Genomic DNA, 19535 nt, shown 5'->3' on the forward strand with positions numbered 1-19535 from the left:
ACTGCCGGTCATGACCTCCCCTACCCTGGCCAACTTCGGCCGGCTGCTGCGCCTGTGGGGCGTGGTACTGCTTGGCAACCTGGCGGGCACCCTGCTGGTAGCCTGGGTCATGCTGGAGCTGCCGATCTTCGACAGCAAGACTGATGTGGCCTTCCTCGAGGTGGGCCGCAAGGTCATGAAGAACGACATCAGCCAGATGTTTGCCAAAGGCATCGTCTCAGGCTGGATGATCGCCACCATGGTGTGGATGATCCCGTCGATGGAGCACGCCAAGATCTGGATCATCCTGATGATCACCTACCTGATGGCCTTGGGCGACTTCACACATATAGTGGTCGGTTCGGTCGAGGTGTCGTATCTGGTCTGGGCCGGCGATGAAACCTGGCGCAGCTTCTGGCTCGAGTTCGCCTTGCCGACGCTGGCCGGCAACATCATCGGCGGCAGCTTCATCTTCGGCCTGATCAGCCATGCACAAGTGCGCAGTGACAGTGGCAGACCCCCTTCGCAGCTATCCGAAAATGATCAGGCCCCGCCCCCGCGCACCAAGGAAGGCAAACAATGACGCTCAGCGGGTCGCTACCGTGGGCTCATTCGCCTGGCCGCGTTGGCGCACCGGCCGCGGTTGCCACCAGTTCTGCCCGGCATGCGGCGAGTCGATGCTGACCCGCTCGCCGATCTGCGGCGTGCTCAGCCGCACCTGGGCCTGGCTGGTCAGGGCCAATATGCGTTCGAAGGGTTCCTGCCAGCCATGGATCGACAGATCGAAAGTGCCGTTGTGAATCGGCAGCATCCAGCGCCCGCGTAGATCCAGGTGCGCCTGCAGGCTTTGCTCGGGCTGCATGTGAACATCGGGCCAGGCAACATTGTAGGCCCCGGCTTCCATCAAGGTCAGGTCGAACGGCCCGAAGCGGTCGCCGATCTGCTTGAAGCCGTCGAAGTAGCCGGTATCACCGCTGAAGAACACGCGCACATCCTCGTCCATGATCACCCAGGATGCCCATAGGGTCCGGTTGCTGTCCAGCAGCCCGCGCCCGGAAAAGTGCTGGGCCGGAGTGGCGACGAAGCGCACGCCTTCCACCTCGCGTTCCTGCCACCAGTCCAGCTGCCGTACTTTCGAAGGCGGCACGCCCCATTTCATCAGCCGGTCGCCCACGCCCAGCGGCGCCAGGAACACTGCGGTGCGTGGGGCCAACCTGCGAATGGCCTGTTCGTCTAGATGGTCGAAGTGATCATGAGACAGCACAACCGCCGCCAGCGGCGGCAACTGCTCAAGTGGCAGTGGTGGCGCATGGAAACGCAGCGGGCCGGCCCACTGCACGGGTGAGGCGCGCTCGGCGAACACGGGGTCTGTAATAAAGAAGCGCCCGCGCAACTTGAGCAATACCGTTGAATGGCCCAGGCGCCACAGGCTGTGGTCAGGGGCATCGAACACCTGCTGGCGGGTCATGGGCTGCAGGCTGACGGGCATGGATGGCCGGGTTTCCGGCGGTTTGCGCAAGAACAGGTATTTGAGCCCGATGCGCAGCTTTTTCATTACACCATCCTGTGGCCTCACCACCTGGTTGTGGAAACGTCCGTCCCAATGTGGCGCTGGCTCGCCGGCAGCGTTGGCCAAGGGAACCATCAGCAGCACTCCGAGCAACAGGAAAGTGTTCATGTTACCCCACAGTGACCGGATCAACCGTGAAATGGCTTGTAAGGTCATTTTTCAACGGTGAAACACTGTTCAACAATATTCACGCGCGTTATGCGATAAACGGTATCCGGCAGAAGAACGATGACCATGATGGACAAACGCAGCGGCAAAGGCCTTTCATTCGTCAAGCGCATCTACCTGCCGCGGGTCATCGGCATGGGCATCGGCCTGCTCAGTGTGATGGCTGCCATCGCGCCTCTGTCGCCGCCGATCTGGGTATGGCTGCTGATGCTGTTCAACGGGCTGCTGTGGCCTCACGTCGCCTACCTGTGGGCCACCCGCTCGGCGACGCCCTACCAGGCAGAACAACGTAATCTGGTGCTGGACTCGCTGATGGGCGGTTTCTGGACCGCCGCCATGCACTTCAACCCGCTGCCCAGCGTGACCGTACTGTCGATGATGACCATGAACAATGTCGCCGCTGGCGGCAAACGCATGGTCTTTCGTGGGGGGCTGGCCCAGCTGGCGGGCATGCTCATCGCCACCTTGCTGCTCGGCACGGGCCTGCAGCTGAATGCCACGCCGCTGCAGGTGTATGCCTGCTTGCCGATGCTGACACTGTACCCGCTGGCGCTGGGTTGGGTGTGCTACCAGCTGGCGATCAAGCTGGCCGAGCACAAGCGCCGGCTCAGCGCCCTGAGCCTCACCGACAGCCTGACCGGGTTGCTCAACCACGGCGCCTGGAAAGACCTGCTGCTGCTGAAGTTCGAAGCCTGCAGGCAGCAACAGGGGCAAGCGGTGATTGCCTTGATCGACATTGACCATTTCAAGACCATCAACGACACCTTCGGCCACGTGGTCGGCGACTGCGTGCTGCGCCAGCTCAGTGCCGAGTTGCGGCGCAACCTGCGCGAGGGCGACCAGGCCGGTCGTTACGGCGGCGACGAGTTTTGCGTGATCCTGCCAGGCACCAGCGAAACTCAGGCCTGCCAGGCCATGGAGCGCCTGCGCGAGCAGGTTGCCAGCTATCGCAACCCGCAGTTGCCGCATCTGCGTATCAGCCTGAGCATCGGCCTGTCGCCTTTCGAGGCTGGCCTGGACTCACCCGAACAATGGCTTGAACAGGCGGACAAGGCCCTCTACACCGCCAAGCATGCTGGCCGCGACCGGGTCAATTTTGCCCGCAACGAAGCTGCGGCGCTCAAGCTGGCCTATCCTGATTGAACCTCCTGCATGACTACCCGGCGGGGGGGCTGCTTGAAGGAGCCGCTCGCGCATGGCCAGGACTGCCAACCTTCCACCCACCAGCCCTACGCCACGCGTTCAGGTGCGCCGCCTGATCGCCGGTTTCAGCGCCGTGTTCGGCCTGGCTTGCCTGGTCATTCTCGCTGCACTGTTCAATATCGCAGGCACCCTGGACCAGCAGGAGCGCCAGCGCAGCGCCTTCCACGCGAACCAGGCGCTGGAGCAACGGCTGCTTGCCTCGCGCCAGTTCCTGTCCAGCTACGCCGTGTGGGATGCCGCCTTTGAGCACCTGGCGGGCCAGGCCGACTGGCAGTGGGCCTACGAACAAAAGAACATTGGCGAATCGCTGTACAGCGCCAGCGGCTACGAAGGGGTGTTTGTGCTGGAGAACGAGCGCACTACCTACGCCCTGTTCAAAGGGCAGCCCAGCCAGGCAAGCGCCAGTACTTATATAGATGCACCGCTGCAACCGATCCTCGACCAGGCCCGTGCCGCTGCCATCCCGCGCGAGCAGATCACCCGTTTCGTCCTGTTCAATGGCTGGCCGGCCGTGCTCAGTGCTGCGGCGGTGCGGCCGGACCGCGAAGTGACCGACAGCGATGTAGCCCATGCGCCCGTGATGCTGTTCGTCGACCAGCTTACCGAAGACAAACTGGCGGTGCTGGGCAGCGGTGCCGGCCTGACCGGGATGCACGTGGAAAAGGATCAGACCAAGGCGCACGACCATCTGCGTATCGAACTAGGGGATACCGGCTACCATCTGGCCTGGAGCAGCCCGCTGCCAGGGCGGCAAATGCTCCGGGCGGTGTTGCCAGCCCTGGCAGCTGCCCTGCTGATACTCGGCCTGATCATGCTCTACCTGTTCCACCATGCCCTGCGCAGCTCGCGGGCGATGGGCATGACGCTGACGCACCTGCAACAGAGCAATCAGGCCCTGGAGGCCAGCGAGCAGCGGTTCCGCGCTGTCGCCGAGTCGGCTTCCGACTGGATCTGGGAGACCGACCGTGAACAGCGCCTGACCTACCTGTCGCAGCGCTTTGCCAATGTCACCGGCTACAGCGTGGACGACTGGCTGGGCCACCCGCTCAACCAGTTGCTGGCCTGCGATACCACCCCGCTGTCGCCATGGCTTGACGCCCTGGGCACGGCCGACCCGCAACAGCTGGCCAACCTGCGCTGCTCCTACCGTGACCAGAATGGCCAGAACCGCTACTGCCGAATCTCTGCCCGCGCGATCTTCCACCATGGCGACCCCATGGGTTATCGCGGCACCGCCAGCGACATCACCGACGAAGTGGATGCCCACGCGCGCATCCAGCACTTGTCGCTGCACGACCCGCTGACCGGGCTGGCCAACCGCAACAAGCTCGCCCGGCATCTGGAGCAGGCGCTGTTGCGCGGCAGTGATTCACCGCCGCTGACGTTGCTGCTGCTTGACCTGGACAACTTCAAGCCGATCAACGACTCGCTTGGCCATGGTGCCGGTGATGCCGTGCTGCAGGAGGTGGCCACACGCCTGCGTGATACCACCCGCGAGGGCGACCTGGTGGCGCGCCTGGGCGGCGACGAGTTTGTGCTGGTGCTCAACGGTATGGACAACCGCAACGAAGTCGACCGTTTTTGTGCACGGCTGATCGGCCTGCTGCAGCAACCCATCGACTTCGACAGCCAGCACCTGCACATTGGCGCCAGCGTCGGCGTCGCGCAGACCCGCACCCAAGGTTTCGATGCCGGCGAACTGATCCGCTGCGCCGATATCGCGTTGTATCAGGCCAAAGCCGATGGCAAGGGCACCTGGCGCTATTTCGCTGCCGAAATGAACCAGCAGATCCAGTACCGCCGCCAGCTGGAGAACGATCTGCGCCGGGCGCTGCGCAACCAGGAGTTCGAGCTGCATTACCAGCCGCGCTACCGCCTCAGCGACCTGCGCATTGTCGCGGTCGAAGCGTTGCTGCGCTGGCAGCATCCGCAGGAGGGGTTGCTCGGGCCGGATACTTTCATTCCGCTGGCCGAGCAGAGTGACATCATCGTCGCGCTGGGCCGCTGGGTATTGCGCGAGGCCTGCCACACTGCTCACGACTGGCCCGCCGACATCGTGGTGTCGGTGAACCTGTCGCCGGCGCAGTTCCTGCGCAGCGATGTGGTGGCCGACGTGCGCGAGATCCTGCTGGAAACGGCCTTCCCGGCACAGCGCCTGGAGCTGGAGATTACCGAAAACGTGATGCTCAACGACATCGAGGGCGCCCTGGGCACCATGCTGTCGCTGAAGGAACTGGGCGTGCGCCTGAACATGGACGATTTCGGCACCGGCTATTCATCGCTGGGGTACCTGCGCACCTACCCGTTCGACAGCATCAAGATCGACAAACGCTTCATCAGTGGCCTGGGCAGCAACAGCGGCAGCGACCGCGCCGTGGTCCAGGCCATCATCAGCCTGGGCGAGGCCATGGGGCTGACGGTTACCGCCGAAGGGGTGGAGAGTGAACAGCAGCTCAAGGCGCTGGAGAAGGACCGCTGCCATGAAGTGCAAGGCTATTACCTGAGCCGGCCACTGGACGGCCCTGGGGTTGAGGCATTGCTGCACCACACACCCCAGATAACCGCGCGCCCGCTGTAGCAGCGGGTTTACCCGCAAACACCGGTGCCGCCGGGTCCGGGCCGTTGCAGGCTGCGCTCAGCGACAATTTCCGGCAGCTCGCTGCGGCGCAAGTAGGCGCGCAGCGGCTCACCGATGTTCAAGCGGTCATCCACATGCTGCGCCAGCAAAAGCGACAACCGCTCGCGACAAAGGGCCATGCGCAGCCCTTGGACTGGCCGCCAGACGAATTCGCTACAGGGCGTGATGCTGTCGTCGGCTACGTCCATGCCGAACGCGTCTTCGGAGAACCGCACGATATGAATGCCGCGTTTGCCATGAAAGCCGACAAAGCCCATGAGCTGGTCGGCGGCAATACAGATGTCTTGGGAAGTGATGGCCATGACGTAACCTCGCAATGAACTCGGAAGATACGCACGCAGGAAGGGTACCAGGTCGCCTCTGCCGGGCGACTCGCAGCAGGCAGCCTAACGCAAGTCGCCTTTGCAGCGCCATGGCTTGGCTCAATCACTGGCCGCGGGATCAACCTGGGTGTGCAGGACCTCGCCCAGCCACTGCATGAATGCCTGCACCCGGCGCGGCACATGCCGTTGCCGGGCATACAACAGCGACACCGGCATGGCCGGGGCCTGCCAGTCTTCCAGCACCGAAACCAGTTCGCCGCGTTGCAAATGCTCGGCAACTCCCACCGCAGGCACCTGGATCAGGCCCAGCCCGGCCAGGCAGGCCGCCGAGTAGGCTTCGGCGTTGTTGACCGTCACCCCACCGGCCATGGCCTGGTACTGCAGTTCCCCGCCTTGCAGGTATTCGAAACCGGCGCTGCGCGCACCCAGGGTCCGTACGTAGTGCACCAGCTGATGCTCGGCCAGGTCCTGCAGCGTGCGCGGCACGCCGTAGCGGGCCAGGTAGGCGGGGCTGGCACAGTTGCGCATGCTCAGTTGCCCGACCGGCCGCGCCACCACGTCCAGGTCATGCAGGGCGCCGATGCGCATCACGCAATCGAACCCCTCGCGCAGCAGGTCGACCTGGCGATCGGTGCAGCTGAGCTCCACTTCCAGGCGCGCATGGCGCTGCAGAAACTGCGGCAGCGCCGGGATGATCACGCGACGGGCCATCATGGTCGGCAGGTCGATGCGCAGGCGCCCGGACAGTTCGGCATCATCGGTGCTGAACAGGCTCTCGATCTCGTCCATGCCCGACAGCAGGTCCTTGCTACGCTCGTACAACAAAGCGCCATCCTGGGTCGCCCGGACCCGCCGGGTGGTGCGGTTGAACAACTGCGTGCCCAACAGCCGTTCCAGCGCCCGCACCTGCTCCGACACGGTCGACCGTGGCAGGCCCAGGCTCTCGGCGGCCAGCCTGAAGCTGCTGACCTCACTGACCCGCACAAAGGTGCGCAACAAATCCAGCTTGTTCACTCGAGGCCTCAACTGTCCGGTTTTACCGAACAGTATTTCCATTTTTACAGGATTTAACAGCACCAGAGCGACCAATAACCTGTGATCATTCACCCACCATGAGGTTTCCACCATGACTCGCAAGATTGCCCTGATCACTGGCGCCAGTCGCGGCCTCGGCCGAAATGCGGCCGAACACCTGGCAGCACGCGGTATCGATGTCATCGGCACCTACCACAGCAAGGCCGACGAAGCGCAAGCCGTAGCAGCCCGGCTGGAGCAGGCCGGGGTCAAGGCTGCAATGCTGCAGCTGGATGTCAGCGACAGCGCCAGCTTTGCCGGTTTCGCCGAGCGCCTGGGCGCAACCCTGCAGCAGCGCTTTGCTCGCGAGCGTTTCGACTTTCTGGTGAACAATGCCGGGATCGGGCTGAATGTGCCGTACATCGAAACCAGCGAAGCGCAGTTCGACCAACTGCTCAACATTCAGCTGAAGGGCCCGTTCTTCCTCACCCAACGCCTGCTGCCGCTGCTGGTCGACAATGGCCGTATCGTCAACATTTCCACCGGCCTGGCACGCTTTGCGCTGCCGGGGTATGCCGCCTACGCCGCGATGAAGGGCGCAATGGAGGTGCTGACGCGGTATCAGGCCAAGGAGCTGGGGGCACGTGGGATTCGGGTGAACATACTGGCGCCGGGCGCCATCGAGACCGACTTTGGCGGCGGCGTGGTGCGCGACAACCAGCAGGTCAACGCGTACATTGCCGGCAACACGGCGCTTGGCCGGGTGGGCTTGCCGGACGATATCGGGGCGGCAATCGCGCTGTTGCTGGAAGACGGCAATGGCTGGATCACCGGGCAGCGGCTGGAAGTGTCAGGCGGGATGTTCCTTTAAGGCGCTCGTCCCGCCCGTCTTACTGTTCATGCACCTGCACACTCGCGGTCATCCCGGCGCTCAGGGTCACGCCTTCCGGTACTTGGTCCAGGCAGATCCTTACCGGAATGCGCTGGGCTAGCCGCACCCAGTTGAAGGTGGGCTCCACCTCCGGCAGCAACTGGCTGTCCGGGTTGCTGTTGCGGTCGGTGATACCGCGGCTGATGCTCTCCACATGCCCTTGCATCGGCTCGCCGGCGCCCATCAGCCAGACCTTCACCGCGTCGCCCACGCGGATGCGCGGCAGCTTGGTTTCCTCGAAGTAGGCCTGGATATAGAACGTTGAATCATCCACCAGCGCCATCACCGATTGCCCGGTGTTCACATAGTTGCCTTCGGCCAGACGCAGGTTGGTGATATGCCCGCTGCGCGGTGCCCGTACTTCGCTGCGCGCCAGGTTGATTTTGGCAACCTGTAACTGGGCCTCGGCTTCATGCAGTTCGCCCCGCGCGATGGCGGCGTTGATCTGTGCATTTTCCCGCAACTCGGCACTGATCGCCTCCGGCCCAAGGGCGGTACGCCGGGCTGCTTCGCGCTCGCGCAGGCGCAGTTGCTGGGCGCGGGTCTCGGTCACGGCGCTGGCCTGGTCGAAGGCCGCCTTGAAGCGCTCGCGGTCGATACTCATCAACAGATCGCCCGCCTTGACCTGCTGGTTGTCGCGGGCCTTGAGCTCGCGCACCCAACCGGACACATCGGGGGCAATTACCACCACGTCGGCGCGCACCCGGGCATCGCGAGTCCAGGGGGTAAGCATGTAGTACTGCCATAACTGGTAACCGGCCAACACGGCCAGGGCTACCACACACAAGGTCACCAGAGTACGTACGGCGGCACGCATCCAAACACTCCTTTATAAAGCTCCCAGCAGTCGTACCACCAGGAACAACACACAAACGAACAGCGCCGTGTCGAACAGCGCCTCATGCCAGATCCAGCGCCCCAGCGGCGTGGCCTGCACCACCAGGCGCAACACGCCGGTAAGCACCAGCGCCAGCAACACATAAAGCAGAAACGGGCTCAGCAGTACGCCGCCCACTTCCCATTCACGCAACCCCATGGGTCTCCTCCTGCCAGCGGCACCACTTGCGCCAACTTTTCTGCAATTGCAGCACCGCCCCTTCGGCCAGCCGTAGCGAGTCGCTCGAAGGTAGCCGGCGCAAGGCGGCAATAAACTGTTCGCTGGCGCTGTCCAGGCGCTGACCACGCCCGACGGCAGGCCCGTTGGCCAGTACCGCCTGCACCTGTTGCAGGTACTCGCGCTCGGCCCGGCCCAAAGGCGCTTGGGCAACTGCCAGACACATGCGCAGATGCACCAGTTCGTCGCCTATGTCCAACCCGTGCAGGCCGTCATCCCAGCGCTTGCGCTCGCTTTCGGGCAGCTCGCTGGCATGCCTGGCCAATTGCATCAGGCGGTCGGCCATGCGCCCGCCAAACCAGCTGTCGGCCCCGCGCAGGTCGCGCCGGGTCAGGCGTACCAGGTCGCTCTGGGTGGCTGCACGCAGACGCCGGCCCAGCCAGGCCGGGTGGCGGAACACCAATAGACGAAACGCCATTACTGCGGCAGACACCCCCACCAGCATGGCCAAGGCACTGTTCAGCATCGTCGCTACGCCAAACTGCATGACATTGAGCGGCGACACCAGCACGATGAAGTGCAGGCAATAGGAGGTCGCCGTGGCCCCGGTACGTGGATGGGCCATGCCCAGGGCGCCAAGAAACAGCGGCACGCCCATGCCCAGGCAGAGCATGGCGAAGCTGCTCCACTGCGGCAGCAGAATCTGCCCCACCAGAAACGCCACAGGTATCGCCAGGAAGATTCCGCGCAGAAAGCTCAGGCCAATCTGCGCGCCGTTCTCACGGCTGGCAAACAAGCTGCAGACCACACAGGTGAGCACCAGCCCCCCCGGCGCCGAAGGCCAGGCCGTGGCCAGCCAGAAGCCGCTCATTACCAGAAAGGCCAGAGCACTGCGGGAACCGAACAGCAAGGCGAGCGACCAGTCGCGGTGTGCGGCCAGCCCCTGGGACACATCCTTCGGTGCCCTGCCCGCCTCGACATCCGCCAGTGCCTGACCGGCCGCCATGGCGTAATCCAGCAGCAGGGCCATGCGTGCCAGGCAGAAGTGTTCGGTCGAACTGATTTGCTCATCGTGGGCGGCATCCCAGATACGCTGGCGCAGCAGTAGCAGGCTGGGCGGGTCGGGTTTGACCAGCAGCGACCGCGCTTCCTGCAGCCAGGGTGCCAGGTGCTCGGTCTCCCGCTCATCCAGTTGCCGCCATTGGCGGCGTACCGAGCGCGAGATGCGCAACAGCACCATCAGTTTCTGGCTCAGGCCGCGGATGGCGCGGGCACGCTGGCGCCCGCGATTGCCTTCAAACCAGGCATGTTCGCGCTGGCTGTCGATGGCCACGATGCGCCCCAGGCTTTCCAGCAAGCCTTTGCGCGCCTCGTCTTCGCCGCCCAGCATGGCACTGGCGGCCTGCAGGCCATTAAGCCAGGCCTGTCGCGCCTGCCCGGCCAGTTGCTGTTCAACGCGCATGGGCCACAGCAAGGCACTGCAAGCCGTGGCGCAAAAAATCCCCAGGCAGATCTCGGTGCAGCGCGCCACTGCCTGATCGAACACCTGCAACGGGTGGTCGATGGCTGGCAGGGCAATGATCGCCGCAGTATAGCCCGCCAGCACGAAGGCATAGGCCCAGGCACTGCGCAGTTGGGTAGACGCGGCGGTGCACAGGGCCAGCCACAGGGCCAGGGCCAGCAGGAACAAGCCCGGTGTCTGGGCGAACAGGCCAATGAACAGCACCGACATGACGGTGCCGACCAAGGTCCCGGCGAGCCGCGCCAAGCCTTTCTGCACCACCATGCCAGACAGCGGCTGGGCCACGATGAACGCGGTCATCAGTGCCCATGAGGGCTGTTCCAGGCCCCAGCGCATCGCCAGCCATAGCGCCAACCCGCCACCGAGCAGGGTCTTGATGGCGAACTTGAGGGCGAGGCTGCTGGGGGCGAACAGGGCCTGGAGAGTGATGGGCACGAGGCGGACCTTGCGGGAGGGTCTTGATTGAACGATAGACAATGGTGGACAGAATAAAGCGGAAACGATTAATTAGCTAGCTAATCATCTTTTAGAGGTTCGGGTCTCCTCGGCAGGCCTCTGGGCGGGCAAGCCGAATTCCAGGCAAAAAAATGGGCGACCGAAGTCGCCCTAAATGCCTTGCGTGCTCGTGTACCCGGAAGCTCAGCGCGGCTTGCGCTTGTTCGAGTCTTTCCAGATGAATATGCCCAGACCGGCAAAGAAGGCGACCATCAACCCAACCGTTACCACACCGGCGATAACCACGTTGTCGAAGAACATGCCTGCCTCCCCATTCGTTTGCCGTTGTCCGATGGGTGCAAGATAACCAATGTGGGGGCGGGAAAAATTGATCGGCGTCAATGGTGCCCGGGGCCGGGCACGCGAGGCGGGTGCAGGGTTGACCTGCGTCAAGTTTCAGCGCTTCTTCGGCTTGCCCTTGGGCTTCTTTTTCTTGCTGGCGTTCAACGGCAGGGCCTGTTCGAATGCATTGCGCATTTCGTTCAGGCGCTTTTCCTTGAGATCGTGGGCGCGCTTGGCGCGTTCGGCATCGAAATCGATGAGGTTGTCTTGGCTCATTGGCGGGCTCGACGGTGAACTGAGACGTGCATGATGAAGCCAGGCGCAGGCGCTGACCAGCCCCGCGTCAGACTTCGATGTCCACCAGCAACCCCTGGCGTACATGCTCCCCCATCAACGGCGCCACCGGCACGGTGTTATCGGCATTGACCTCGTCACCCGGCAGCGCGCTGTAGCGCTGCTGGTCACCCTGCTGCCTGCGTTGCTGCTGGCGGCGCTGCTCGTCACGCAGCAAAAGCGCCTGCTCCTGGGGATCACGTTGCTGCTTGAGGTCGATGGCGCTTTCCCCGGAGGCAGGCTGCGTCGGCACCACCGGTTTGATGTCGGGGGTTGGCTTGACCGGGTCCTGTTGCGAGGTCACCGGAGCGGCACTGAGCGGAATGATCGGCGGCAGCATGGACGTTCTCCTATGCCCCCTGTATCGGCAGGCGCGGGTTTACCTTGATGTCTTGGACAACATTTACTCGGCTTCGTCGTCAGGCTCGTCGTAGCTCGGCGTGCTGGCTTCGCTCCAGGGCCGCTTGTAAACCTGCTGCCAGACCGCGTCCATGTGCTCGCGCAGCACCGGCGGCGCGGTTTTGAGCGAAGCGCTGTCGTCGCGCTCACCGCCGATCGGTTCTTCACCAGCGGGTGTGATCAGCGACTGGCCAGTGATGGTGTAACTGGCCTGGCCTTCGCGCATCTCGATGGCGATATCATGCGGATCTATACCGCCACCGCAGAAGGCATGGCTGGCCACTGTCACCTCGGCCGTGCCGTCCTTGTTCAGGTCGCTGACATCGCTGACATCGGTGTAGAAGTCCACGTCCAGGTCCAGCCCCGGGCAGGTGGTTTCCTGCTCGATCTGCCAGCGGGCCTTGAACGTGTCGCTTGCTCCGCCGCGCCCGTACAGCGTGGCCTTGAGCACCACCTTGTCGACTTCCTGCTCGCTTTCCGGGTCGCTGGCCTGGCCATCGCTGCGGCTCAATACCAGCAGGCCTTCGCCATCGCGGTCACGAAAGTGCACGCTCTTGATCGGCGTCTGTACGCCCAGCACCTCAAGTTGCTCCATGGGGATGGCAGGCAAGGTCTCGAAGTTTTTCTGCTCACAGGCGCTCAGCAGCAGCAGGCTGCCCACGGCCATGGAAGCGCTGATCCAGCTGTGCTTGGCAGACATGTTGATCCGGAACCCTCGTCGGCGACGCAGTACGGGGCGATGAAACGACTAGACTGTGCCTTTTGATACCTTTCGGTACGCACGGCGCTTTGGTCTGACCGGCCGATCCGTTAACATAACCGGCTTTTCATCGCGGGAGTTCAGGCAGTATGGCGCAGCAGTATCAACCGGGGCAACGCTGGATCAGCGACAGCGAAGCAGAGCTCGGCCTGGGTACCATCCTGGCGCAGGATGGCCGCCTGTTGACCGTGCTCTATCCGGCCACTGGCGACACCCGCCAGTATTCCCTGCGCAATGCGCCGCTGACCCGCGTGCGCTTCTCGCCAGGTGACCAGATCACCCACTTCGAGGGCTGGAAACTGACCGTGCGCGAAGTCGATGACATCGACGGGCTGATGGTCTACCACGGCCTGGACGGGCAGAACCAGCCACGCACCCTGCCAGAAACCCAGCTGTCGAACTTCATCCAGTTCCGCTTGGCCAGCGACCGCCTGTTCGCCGGGCAGATCGACCCGCTGTCCTGGTTCAGCCTGCGCTACAACACCCTGCAGCACACCAGCAAGCAGATGCAGTCGGCACTGTGGGGCCTGGGTGGTTGCCGTGCACAACCCATCGCCCACCAGTTGCACATTGCCCGCGAAGTAGCCGACCGCAGCGCGCCACGGGTGTTGCTGGCCGACGAAGTGGGCCTGGGCAAAACCATCGAGGCCGGTCTGGTCATTCACCGCCAGCTGCTGTCGGGCCGTGCCAGCCGCGTGCTGATCCTGGTACCGGAAAACCTCCAGCACCAGTGGCTGGTGGAAATGCGCCGCCGCTTCAACCTGCAGGTGGCGCTGTTCGACGCCGAGCGCTTCATCGAAAGCGACGCCAGCAACCCGTTCGAGGATGCCCAGCTGGCGCTGGTTGCCCTGGAATGGCTGGTAGACGACGAAAAGGCCCAGGACGCGCTGTTTGCTGCGGGCTGGGACCTGATGGTGGTCGACGAGGCTCACCACCTGGTCTGGCATGAAGACCAGGTCAGCACCGAATACAGCCTGGTCGAGCAACTGGCCCAGGTGATCCCGGGCGTGCTGCTGCTTACCGCTACCCCCGAGCAGCTTGGCCAGGACAGCCACTTTGCCCGCCTGCGCCTGCTCGACCCCAACCGTTTCCACGACCTGGCCGCCTTCCGCGCCGAGAGCGAGCACTATCGCCCGGTGGCCGAGGCCGTGCAGGAACTGCTCGACGAAGGCCGCCTGTCGCCCAAGGCTCACGCCACCATCCAGGGCTTCCTGGGTGCCGAAGGCGAAGCCCTGCTGGCTGCGGTCAGCGATGGCGACACCCAGGCCAGCGCGCGGCTGATCCGCGAACTGCTCGATCGCCACGGCACTGGTCGCGTCCTGTTCCGTAACACCCGCGCAGCGATCCAGGGCTTCCCTGAGCGCCAGCTGCACCCCTACCCGCTGGCCACACCAGAGCAATACCGCGACCTGCCAGCCGGCGAGCGGGCCGAGCTGTACCCGGAAGTCGCCTTCCAGGCCCAGGGCGAGGTGGCCGACGACGAGCGCTGGTGGCGTTTCGACCCGCGTGTCGACTGGCTGATCGACACCCTGAAAATGCTCAAGCGCACCAAAGTGCTGGTGATCTGCGCCCACGCCGAAACCGCGATGGACCTGGAAGACGCCCTGCGCGTGCGTTCCGGCATCCCGGCATCGGTGTTCCATGAGGGCATGAGCATTCTCGAGCGCGACCGCGCCGCTGCCTACTTCGCCGACGAAGAGTTTGGCGCGCAGGTGCTGGTCTGCTCCGAAATCGGCAGTGAAGGCCGCAACTTCCAGTTCGCCCACCACCTGGTGATGTTCGACCTGCCGGCGCACCCGGACCTGCTCGAACAGCGCATCGGCCGCCTCGACCGGATCGGCCAGAAGCACACCATCCAGTTGCACATCCCGTACCTGCAGGACAGCCCGCAAGAACGCCTGTTCCAGTGGTACCACGAAGGCCTCAATGCCTTCCTCAACACTTGCCCCACCGGCAGCGCCCTGCAACACCAGTTCGGCCCGCGCCTGCTGCCGCTGCTCGAAAGTGGCGACAGCAAAGCCTGGGAGGCCCTGGTGGCCGACGCCCGCACCGAGCGCGAGCGCCTGGAAGCCGAACTGCACAGCGGCCGTGACCGCCTGCTGGAACTGAACTCCGGCGGTGCCGGCGAAGGCCAGGCGCTGGTCGAGGACATTCTCGAGCAGGACGACCAGTTCGCCCTGCCGATCTACATGGAAACCCTGTTCGACGCCTTCGGCATCGACAGCGAAGACCATTCCGAGAACGCCCTGATCCTCAAGCCTAGCGAAAAGATGCTCGATGCCAGCTTCCCGCTGGGTGACGATGAAGGCGTGACCATCACCTATGACCGTGCCCAGGCGCTGTCGCGCGAGGACATGCAGTTCCTCACCTGGGAACACCCGATGGTGCAGGGCGGCATGGACCTGGTGCTGTCCGGTTCGATGGGCAACACCGCCGTGGCGCTGATCAAGAACAAGGCGCTCAAGCCAGGCACGGTCCTGCTCGAACTGCTGTTCGTCAGCGAGGTGGTAGCACCGCGCAGCCTGCAGCTGGGCCGTTACCTGCCACCGGCGGCACTGCGCTGCCTGCTCGATGCCAATGGCAACGACCTGGCCTCGCGCGTGGCCTTCGAAACCCTCAACGACCAGCTGGAAAGCGTGCCGCGCGCCAGTGCCAACAAGTTTGTCCAGGCCCAGCGCGACGTGCTGGCCAAGCGCATCAGTGGCGGTGAGGAGAAGATCCTGCCGATCCACGTCGAGCGCGTGGCCGAAGCCCAGCGCCGCCTGGCAGCCGAAGCCGACGAAGAACTGGCCCGCCTGGTGGCCCTGCAGGCGGTCAACCCGAGCGTGCGCGACAGCGAAATCGACGCCCTGCGCAAGCAGCGCGAAGACGGGCTGGCGATGCTCGAGAAAGCCGCCCTGCGCCTGGAAGCCATTCGCGTGCTGGTGGCTGGCTGATCAAGGATTGGCACACCTTTTTGTAGGAGCGGCCTTGTGTCGCGATGGGCTGCGCAGCAGCCCCTGGCCTTGGCGCAGAAATCCGGGGGGCTGCTGCGCAGCCCATCGCGACACAAGGCCGCTCCTACAGGGGTTGCTTGAACGGTCCCCCATTTATTCCCTCGGGCGATTAGGCTGATAACCAAATCGTAGGAATCAATGTGCCATTATTCAGGAAGGCTTAAACACCTCTTCCTATACTGCCTCTGGACAGTCTGCACAGGGTTGTAGCGCAGACGAGTGAAAACTCGATCAAGAGGCATTCCATGGAGTGGCTGGGGCTGCAACTGTTCGCCGACCTTCCTGCAACCGGGCGTATCGTCATCGATTGCCGCCATGAGCCCTTCCTGGTTCTGCTCGCCTATCTCGTCGCCTGCGCGGCGTGCTTCGCCACCCTCGACATGGCTGAGCGCCAGTCGCACAGCGAGGACCCCACCGCACACCGGCAATGGAACATGCTTGGCGCGTGCTGCCTGGCAGGCGGCATCTGGGCCATGCACTTCATCAGCATGCTGGCGTTCCAGGCGCCAGTGGAAGTGCACTACGACATTTCCCTGACCATTCTCTCGCTGCTCATCGCCCTGGCTGTCGCCTGGCTGGCCATGCACAGCCTCGACCGCAGCCACCTAGACTCGCGTCACTTTGTGCTGAGCGCCGTCCTGATCGGCCTGGGCATCATCCTCATGCACTTTGTCGGCATGGCCGCAATGGAAACCGGCGCCCGCCAGTACTACCAGACAGGCCTGCTGCTGGCGTCTGCCGCGATCGCCCTGCTCACCAGCCTGGCGGCACTGTGCCTGGCCCGCTACTTTCGCAATGGCAGCGGTACCCTGCACCAGGCGATGAAATACGGCGCCAGCCTGCTGATGGCCGGCGGCATCGTGGCTACCCACTTCACCGCCATGTCGGCCATGACCCTGGTCATACCCGCCGATACCGCCCTGCGCCTACCCTCTGGCGACAACAGCCTGCAGCTGGGGCTGGGCATCGGTTTCATCACCCTGCTGATCAGTGGCGCCAGCATCAGCGCGGCACTGGCGGACAAGAAGCTGCAAAGCAAGGAGCATGACCTTCGCCGGGTCAGCGTACTGCTCGGCCAGCTCGACCAGGCCCGAGCCTCGCTGCAGCAGGCCGCACATTATGATGCGCTCACCAACCTGGTGAACCGCCGTGGCTTCAACCAGGTATTGGCCGAACGCCTTGCCGAACACCAGGCCAGCGAAAGCCGCCTGGCGGTGATGTTCCTCGACATCGACCATTTCAAGCGTATCAATGACAGCCTTGGCCACGACGCCGGCGACGAGCTGCTCAAAGTGATCGCCAATCACATCAAGGCCGCCACCCGCAGCCAGGACCTGGTGGCGCGTTTTGGCGGCGACGAGTTCTGCGTGGTCACCAGCCTCAACAGCCGCGACGAAGCGCGCCACCTGGGCCAGCGCATCATGCAGCGGATGAAAGAGCCGATCGACCTGGGTGGCCGGCGCATGGTCATGACCACCAGCATCGGTATCAGCATCTTCCCTGACGACGGCAGCACAGCCGAAGAGCTGCTCAAGCATGCCGACCTGGCCCTGTACCAATCCAAGGACAACGGGCGTAACAGCTTGAACTTCTTCAACGACAGCCTGAAGGCGCGGGCCACAATTGCGTTGCAACTGGAAGAAGAGCTGCGCCTGGCCCTGCTCGAAGAGCGTGGGCTGTGCGTACACTACCAGCCGATCTTTGACCTGCGCAGCGGGCAAGTGGCCAAACTGGAAGCCCTGGTCCGTTGGCAGCATCCGCAACACGGCCTGCTCGGGCCCGACCGGTTTATCGGCATCGCCGAAGCCAACGGCCTGATCATCGACCTCGACCTGTGGGTACTGCGCCACGCCTGCGCCGACCTGGCCCACTTGCAACGCCACGGTTATGGCGAGCTCAAGGTCACCGTGAATTGCTCTGCGGTCACCCTCAGCCACGACGAACTTCCCGCAGAGGTAGAGAAGGCGTTGTTCCACGCCGGCCTCGCGCCCCGCCAGCTGGAGCTGGAGGTGACCGAGAACGCCTTGATGGGGGATATCCAGCGCACCGTCAGCTTGCTCAAGCGTGTTCGTGCCCTGGGCGTTGCGCTGTCGATCGACGACTTCGGCACCGGTTACTCATCACTGGCGTACCTCAAACGGCTACCGCTCGACGTACTGAAGATCGACCGTACCTTCCTGCAAGATGTGCCGGGCAGCCAGAAGGATCGCGAAATTGTCCAGGCGATCATCGTCATGGCGCATACCCTGCACCTGCAGGTCGTCAGCGAGGGCGTGGAAACCGTCGAACAGCAGGCGTTTCTCGAAGGCCACGGCTGCGACTACCTGCAAGGGTACCTGCTGGGGCGCCCTGTGCCCCTGGCTGAACTGCGGCCGCTACTGGAGCGGCCACAACGCCTCGGCGCTGGGCTCACCCCTTGCTGCGATACAGCTCTACCAGGGTCGCAGGATCCTTATGCAGGTAACCCTGGCTACCGTGCAGACGCATCAATTGCGCGGCGAGGCCACTGAGCGGCGTCGCAGAACCCTGCTCGCGGGAAAACTTGACCGCACCATCGAGGTCCTTGAGCAGCGTGCGCACATGCCACTTGATCGGCTCGAAGCGGCTCTCGGCCATCTGCGGTGCGAGTATCTGCAGCGGCTTGGAATCGGCAAAACCACCCGCCAGGGCTTCGGCGATGAGGGTCGCATCAACCCCCGACTGTTCGGCCAGCGCCACCACTTCGGCAATGACCAGGGCATTGCAGGCCACGATCATCTGGTTACAAGCCTTGGTCACCTGGCCCGCGCCCACCGCGCCCATGTGCGTCACCCGCTGGCCCAGCACCTGCAGCACCGGGCGTGCACGTTGCAGGTCGGCTGCCTCACCGCCGACCATGATCGCCAGGCTGCCGGCCTCGGCACCGGAGGTGCCGCCGGACACCGGAGCATCCAGCCAGGCCATGCCACACAGTGCCGCCAGTTCGCTGGCCATTTCGCGGGTAGCGGTGGGCTCCAGGCTGGAAAAATCGACAAGCAGCTGGCCACTACGCCCACCCTCGGCAATGCCTTGAATGCCGAACACCACCTCGCGCACCACAGCGGTGTCGGCCAGGCATAACAGCACCATGTCGCTGTCGCGGCAAAGTTGCGCCGGGCTGCTGGCCAAGCGCGCGCCAGCGGCGACCAGCGCCGCGCACTTGTCAGGGCTGCGATTCCAGACAGTCAGCGGGTAACCCGCCGCCAACAGACGCCGGCACATGGGCAGGCCCATCAGGCCGATGCCGGCGAATCCAAGCGAAGGTAGTGCAGTGCTCATCGATGACTCCTGACTGGTTCGAACATTAAGGCTGCGCGTGGCCTGGCGGAACTGGGGACACATTACGCATTCCGTAAACTGTTACCGCCACGCCGAATTGTTACTTACCTCTACCCGCCTTGAACGCCATCAAGCACCAAAACGGGGCCGCTGCGTATTTTCACGCACCAAAAGCGATCACGCCTCTTTCTGGTCTTTTACCTGAATAACGATGAACGGCGAAACGACCACGGCCCAGATCTCTGGATCGCGGCTTTGCAGGTCCAGGGCCTGCTCGGCGGTGACCGGCCCAACAGTGCCATCACTACGCCACTTGGCGAAGATCTCGCCGCGATTCTCGGCCATCGCCTCGGCAACGGTGATCAGGTCCAGGCGGGGGTCGACCCAAATCAGGTCACCCTTGGCCCAGAAACGCTCAAGCGCTTTCCACTCGATGATTGCTGTCTCGCCAAGCAATTTGGCATAGAGGGTGCTTGTTTGATCAGTCATGGGTGGTATCCGCAAAAAATCGGCCAATGAAAAGGTCGGCATTTTTGCAGAAAAACCCGGTTTCAAATAAGTAATTTGGTCG

At 63.7% G+C, this 19535-nt stretch carries 18 protein-coding genes (1 of these 18 only partly in view); 6 read left to right on the top strand and 12 right to left on the bottom strand.

Annotated features, from left to right (window positions below):
- Positions 1 to 562 carry the 3' portion of a formate/nitrite transporter family protein gene (locus AC5O5I_RS22215; RefSeq protein WP_172225853.1) on the top strand. 335 nt of this gene lie to the left of the window's left edge, so only the last 562 of its 897 coding nucleotides appear in the window; the start codon falls outside the window, past its left edge; its stop codon occupies positions 560 to 562.
- A gap of 3 nt (positions 563 to 565) precedes the next feature.
- Here the strand turns inward: AC5O5I_RS22215 and AC5O5I_RS22220 are convergent, their stop codons facing one another.
- The gene (locus tag AC5O5I_RS22220) at positions 566 to 1657 is read right to left on the bottom strand and encodes an MBL fold metallo-hydrolase (RefSeq protein WP_172286899.1); all 1092 of its coding nucleotides are present in this window, start codon (positions 1655 to 1657) and stop codon (positions 566 to 568) included.
- Positions 1658 to 1786: 129 nt separating this feature from the next.
- Here AC5O5I_RS22220 and AC5O5I_RS22225 point away from each other — a divergent pair, with 129 nt between their 5' ends.
- Complete coding sequence (locus tag AC5O5I_RS22225; protein ID WP_172286898.1) at positions 1787 to 2860, top strand: diguanylate cyclase; 1074 nt, start codon at positions 1787 to 1789, stop codon at positions 2858 to 2860.
- 52 nt (positions 2861 to 2912) lie between these two features.
- Positions 2913 to 5498, top strand: a complete 2586-nt coding sequence (locus tag AC5O5I_RS22230) for a bifunctional diguanylate cyclase/phosphodiesterase (RefSeq protein ID WP_494511582.1) — start codon at positions 2913 to 2915, stop codon at positions 5496 to 5498.
- A gap of 8 nt (positions 5499 to 5506) precedes the next feature.
- On the opposite strand, the gene AC5O5I_RS22235 is transcribed toward AC5O5I_RS22230, so the two are convergent.
- Together AC5O5I_RS22235 and AC5O5I_RS22240 are read right to left on the bottom strand one after the other, a co-directional pair.
- Positions 5507 to 5860 (bottom strand): DUF2025 family protein, encoded by a 354-nt coding sequence (locus tag AC5O5I_RS22235; RefSeq protein WP_172225844.1) that lies wholly within the window; start codon positions 5858 to 5860, stop codon positions 5507 to 5509.
- A gap of 120 nt (positions 5861 to 5980) precedes the next feature.
- Complete coding sequence (locus tag AC5O5I_RS22240) at positions 5981 to 6895, bottom strand: LysR family transcriptional regulator (protein WP_494511583.1); 915 nt, start codon at positions 6893 to 6895, stop codon at positions 5981 to 5983.
- Positions 6896 to 7007: 112 nt separating this feature from the next.
- On the opposite strand from AC5O5I_RS22240, the gene AC5O5I_RS22245 reads away from it, so the two are divergent.
- The gene (locus AC5O5I_RS22245) at positions 7008 to 7766 is read left to right on the top strand and encodes an SDR family NAD(P)-dependent oxidoreductase (protein WP_172225838.1); all 759 of its coding nucleotides are present in this window, start codon (positions 7008 to 7010) and stop codon (positions 7764 to 7766) included.
- 19 nt (positions 7767 to 7785) lie between these two features.
- Here the strand turns inward: AC5O5I_RS22245 and AC5O5I_RS22250 are convergent, their stop codons facing one another.
- The 7 genes from AC5O5I_RS22250 to AC5O5I_RS22280 form a co-directional block, all read right to left on the bottom strand.
- Entirely contained in the window at positions 7786 to 8643 is an 858-nt protein-coding gene (locus tag AC5O5I_RS22250) for an efflux RND transporter periplasmic adaptor subunit (protein ID WP_494511584.1), read from the bottom strand.
- A 12-nt stretch (positions 8644 to 8655) separates the two neighbouring features.
- Positions 8656 to 8862 (bottom strand): DUF1656 domain-containing protein, encoded by a 207-nt coding sequence (locus AC5O5I_RS22255; protein WP_172225833.1) that lies wholly within the window; start codon positions 8860 to 8862, stop codon positions 8656 to 8658.
- Positions 8849 to 10837 carry an FUSC family protein gene (locus tag AC5O5I_RS22260; protein ID WP_494511585.1) on the bottom strand — a complete coding sequence of 663 codons (1989 nt, stop codon included), beginning with the start codon at positions 10835 to 10837 and terminating at the stop codon, positions 8849 to 8851. Before AC5O5I_RS22260 ends, AC5O5I_RS22255 begins: the two co-directional genes overlap by 14 nt.
- Before the next feature lie 204 nt (positions 10838 to 11041).
- A complete protein-coding gene (gene ccoM / locus AC5O5I_RS22265) occupies positions 11042 to 11158 on the bottom strand; it encodes a cytochrome c oxidase subunit CcoM (protein WP_003254862.1) in 117 nt (38 codons plus the stop codon).
- Positions 11159 to 11293: 135 nt separating this feature from the next.
- Complete coding sequence (locus AC5O5I_RS22270; RefSeq protein WP_172225827.1) at positions 11294 to 11455, bottom strand: hypothetical protein; 162 nt, start codon at positions 11453 to 11455, stop codon at positions 11294 to 11296.
- Positions 11456 to 11522: 67 nt separating this feature from the next.
- Positions 11523 to 11852 (bottom strand): aspartate-semialdehyde dehydrogenase, encoded by a 330-nt coding sequence (locus AC5O5I_RS22275; RefSeq protein ID WP_172225824.1) that lies wholly within the window; start codon positions 11850 to 11852, stop codon positions 11523 to 11525.
- A gap of 63 nt (positions 11853 to 11915) precedes the next feature.
- Complete coding sequence (locus AC5O5I_RS22280; protein ID WP_172225822.1) at positions 11916 to 12611, bottom strand: M949_RS01915 family surface polysaccharide biosynthesis protein; 696 nt, start codon at positions 12609 to 12611, stop codon at positions 11916 to 11918.
- Between the two features lie 149 nt (positions 12612 to 12760).
- Here AC5O5I_RS22280 and rapA point away from each other — a divergent pair, with 149 nt between their 5' ends.
- Entirely contained in the window at positions 12761 to 15607 is a 2847-nt protein-coding gene (rapA, locus tag AC5O5I_RS22285; RefSeq protein WP_494511586.1) for an RNA polymerase-associated protein RapA, read from the top strand.
- A gap of 305 nt (positions 15608 to 15912) precedes the next feature.
- A complete protein-coding gene (locus AC5O5I_RS22290; protein WP_494511587.1) occupies positions 15913 to 18177 on the top strand; it encodes a putative bifunctional diguanylate cyclase/phosphodiesterase in 2265 nt (754 codons plus the stop codon).
- Here the strand turns inward: AC5O5I_RS22290 and AC5O5I_RS22295 are convergent.
- Complete coding sequence (locus AC5O5I_RS22295; protein ID WP_172287903.1) at positions 18077 to 18964, bottom strand: NAD(P)-dependent oxidoreductase; 888 nt, start codon at positions 18962 to 18964, stop codon at positions 18077 to 18079. The two genes, AC5O5I_RS22290 and AC5O5I_RS22295, sit on opposite strands and share 101 nt — an antisense overlap.
- Positions 18965 to 19141: 177 nt before the next feature.
- Entirely contained in the window at positions 19142 to 19453 is a 312-nt protein-coding gene (locus tag AC5O5I_RS22300) for a DUF2288 domain-containing protein (RefSeq protein WP_172229087.1), read from the bottom strand.
- Positions 19454 to 19535: the final 82 nt, after the last annotated feature.

It is taken from the genome of Pseudomonas sp. 9_2_1 (assembly GCF_059295275.1).

Coding starts and splice junctions, on each gene's coding strand:
- AC5O5I_RS22220 (WP_172286899.1), bottom strand. CDS start 1,657: ATGAACACTTTCCTGTTGCTCGGAGTGCTGCTGATGGTTCCCTTGGCC.
- AC5O5I_RS22225 (WP_172286898.1), top strand. CDS start 1,787: ATGGACAAACGCAGCGGCAAAGGCCTTTCATTCGTCAAGCGCATCTAC.
- AC5O5I_RS22230 (WP_494511582.1), top strand. CDS start 2,913: ATGGCCAGGACTGCCAACCTTCCACCCACCAGCCCTACGCCACGCGTT.
- AC5O5I_RS22235 (WP_172225844.1), bottom strand. CDS start 5,860: ATGGCCATCACTTCCCAAGACATCTGTATTGCCGCCGACCAGCTCATG.
- AC5O5I_RS22245 (WP_172225838.1), top strand. CDS start 7,008: ATGACTCGCAAGATTGCCCTGATCACTGGCGCCAGTCGCGGCCTCGGC.
- AC5O5I_RS22250 (WP_494511584.1), bottom strand. CDS start 8,643: ATGCGTGCCGCCGTACGTACTCTGGTGACCTTGTGTGTGGTAGCCCTG.
- AC5O5I_RS22255 (WP_172225833.1), bottom strand. CDS start 8,862: ATGGGGTTGCGTGAATGGGAAGTGGGCGGCGTACTGCTGAGCCCGTTT.
- ccoM (WP_003254862.1), bottom strand. CDS start 11,158: ATGTTCTTCGACAACGTGGTTATCGCCGGTGTGGTAACGGTTGGGTTG.
- AC5O5I_RS22270 (WP_172225827.1), bottom strand. CDS start 11,455: ATGAGCCAAGACAACCTCATCGATTTCGATGCCGAACGCGCCAAGCGC.
- AC5O5I_RS22275 (WP_172225824.1), bottom strand. CDS start 11,852: ATGCTGCCGCCGATCATTCCGCTCAGTGCCGCTCCGGTGACCTCGCAA.
- AC5O5I_RS22280 (WP_172225822.1), bottom strand. CDS start 12,611: ATGTCTGCCAAGCACAGCTGGATCAGCGCTTCCATGGCCGTGGGCAGC.
- rapA (WP_494511586.1), top strand. CDS start 12,761: ATGGCGCAGCAGTATCAACCGGGGCAACGCTGGATCAGCGACAGCGAA.
- AC5O5I_RS22290 (WP_494511587.1), top strand. CDS start 15,913: ATGGAGTGGCTGGGGCTGCAACTGTTCGCCGACCTTCCTGCAACCGGG.
- AC5O5I_RS22295 (WP_172287903.1), bottom strand. CDS start 18,964: ATGAGCACTGCACTACCTTCGCTTGGATTCGCCGGCATCGGCCTGATG.
- AC5O5I_RS22300 (WP_172229087.1), bottom strand. CDS start 19,453: ATGACTGATCAAACAAGCACCCTCTATGCCAAATTGCTTGGCGAGACA.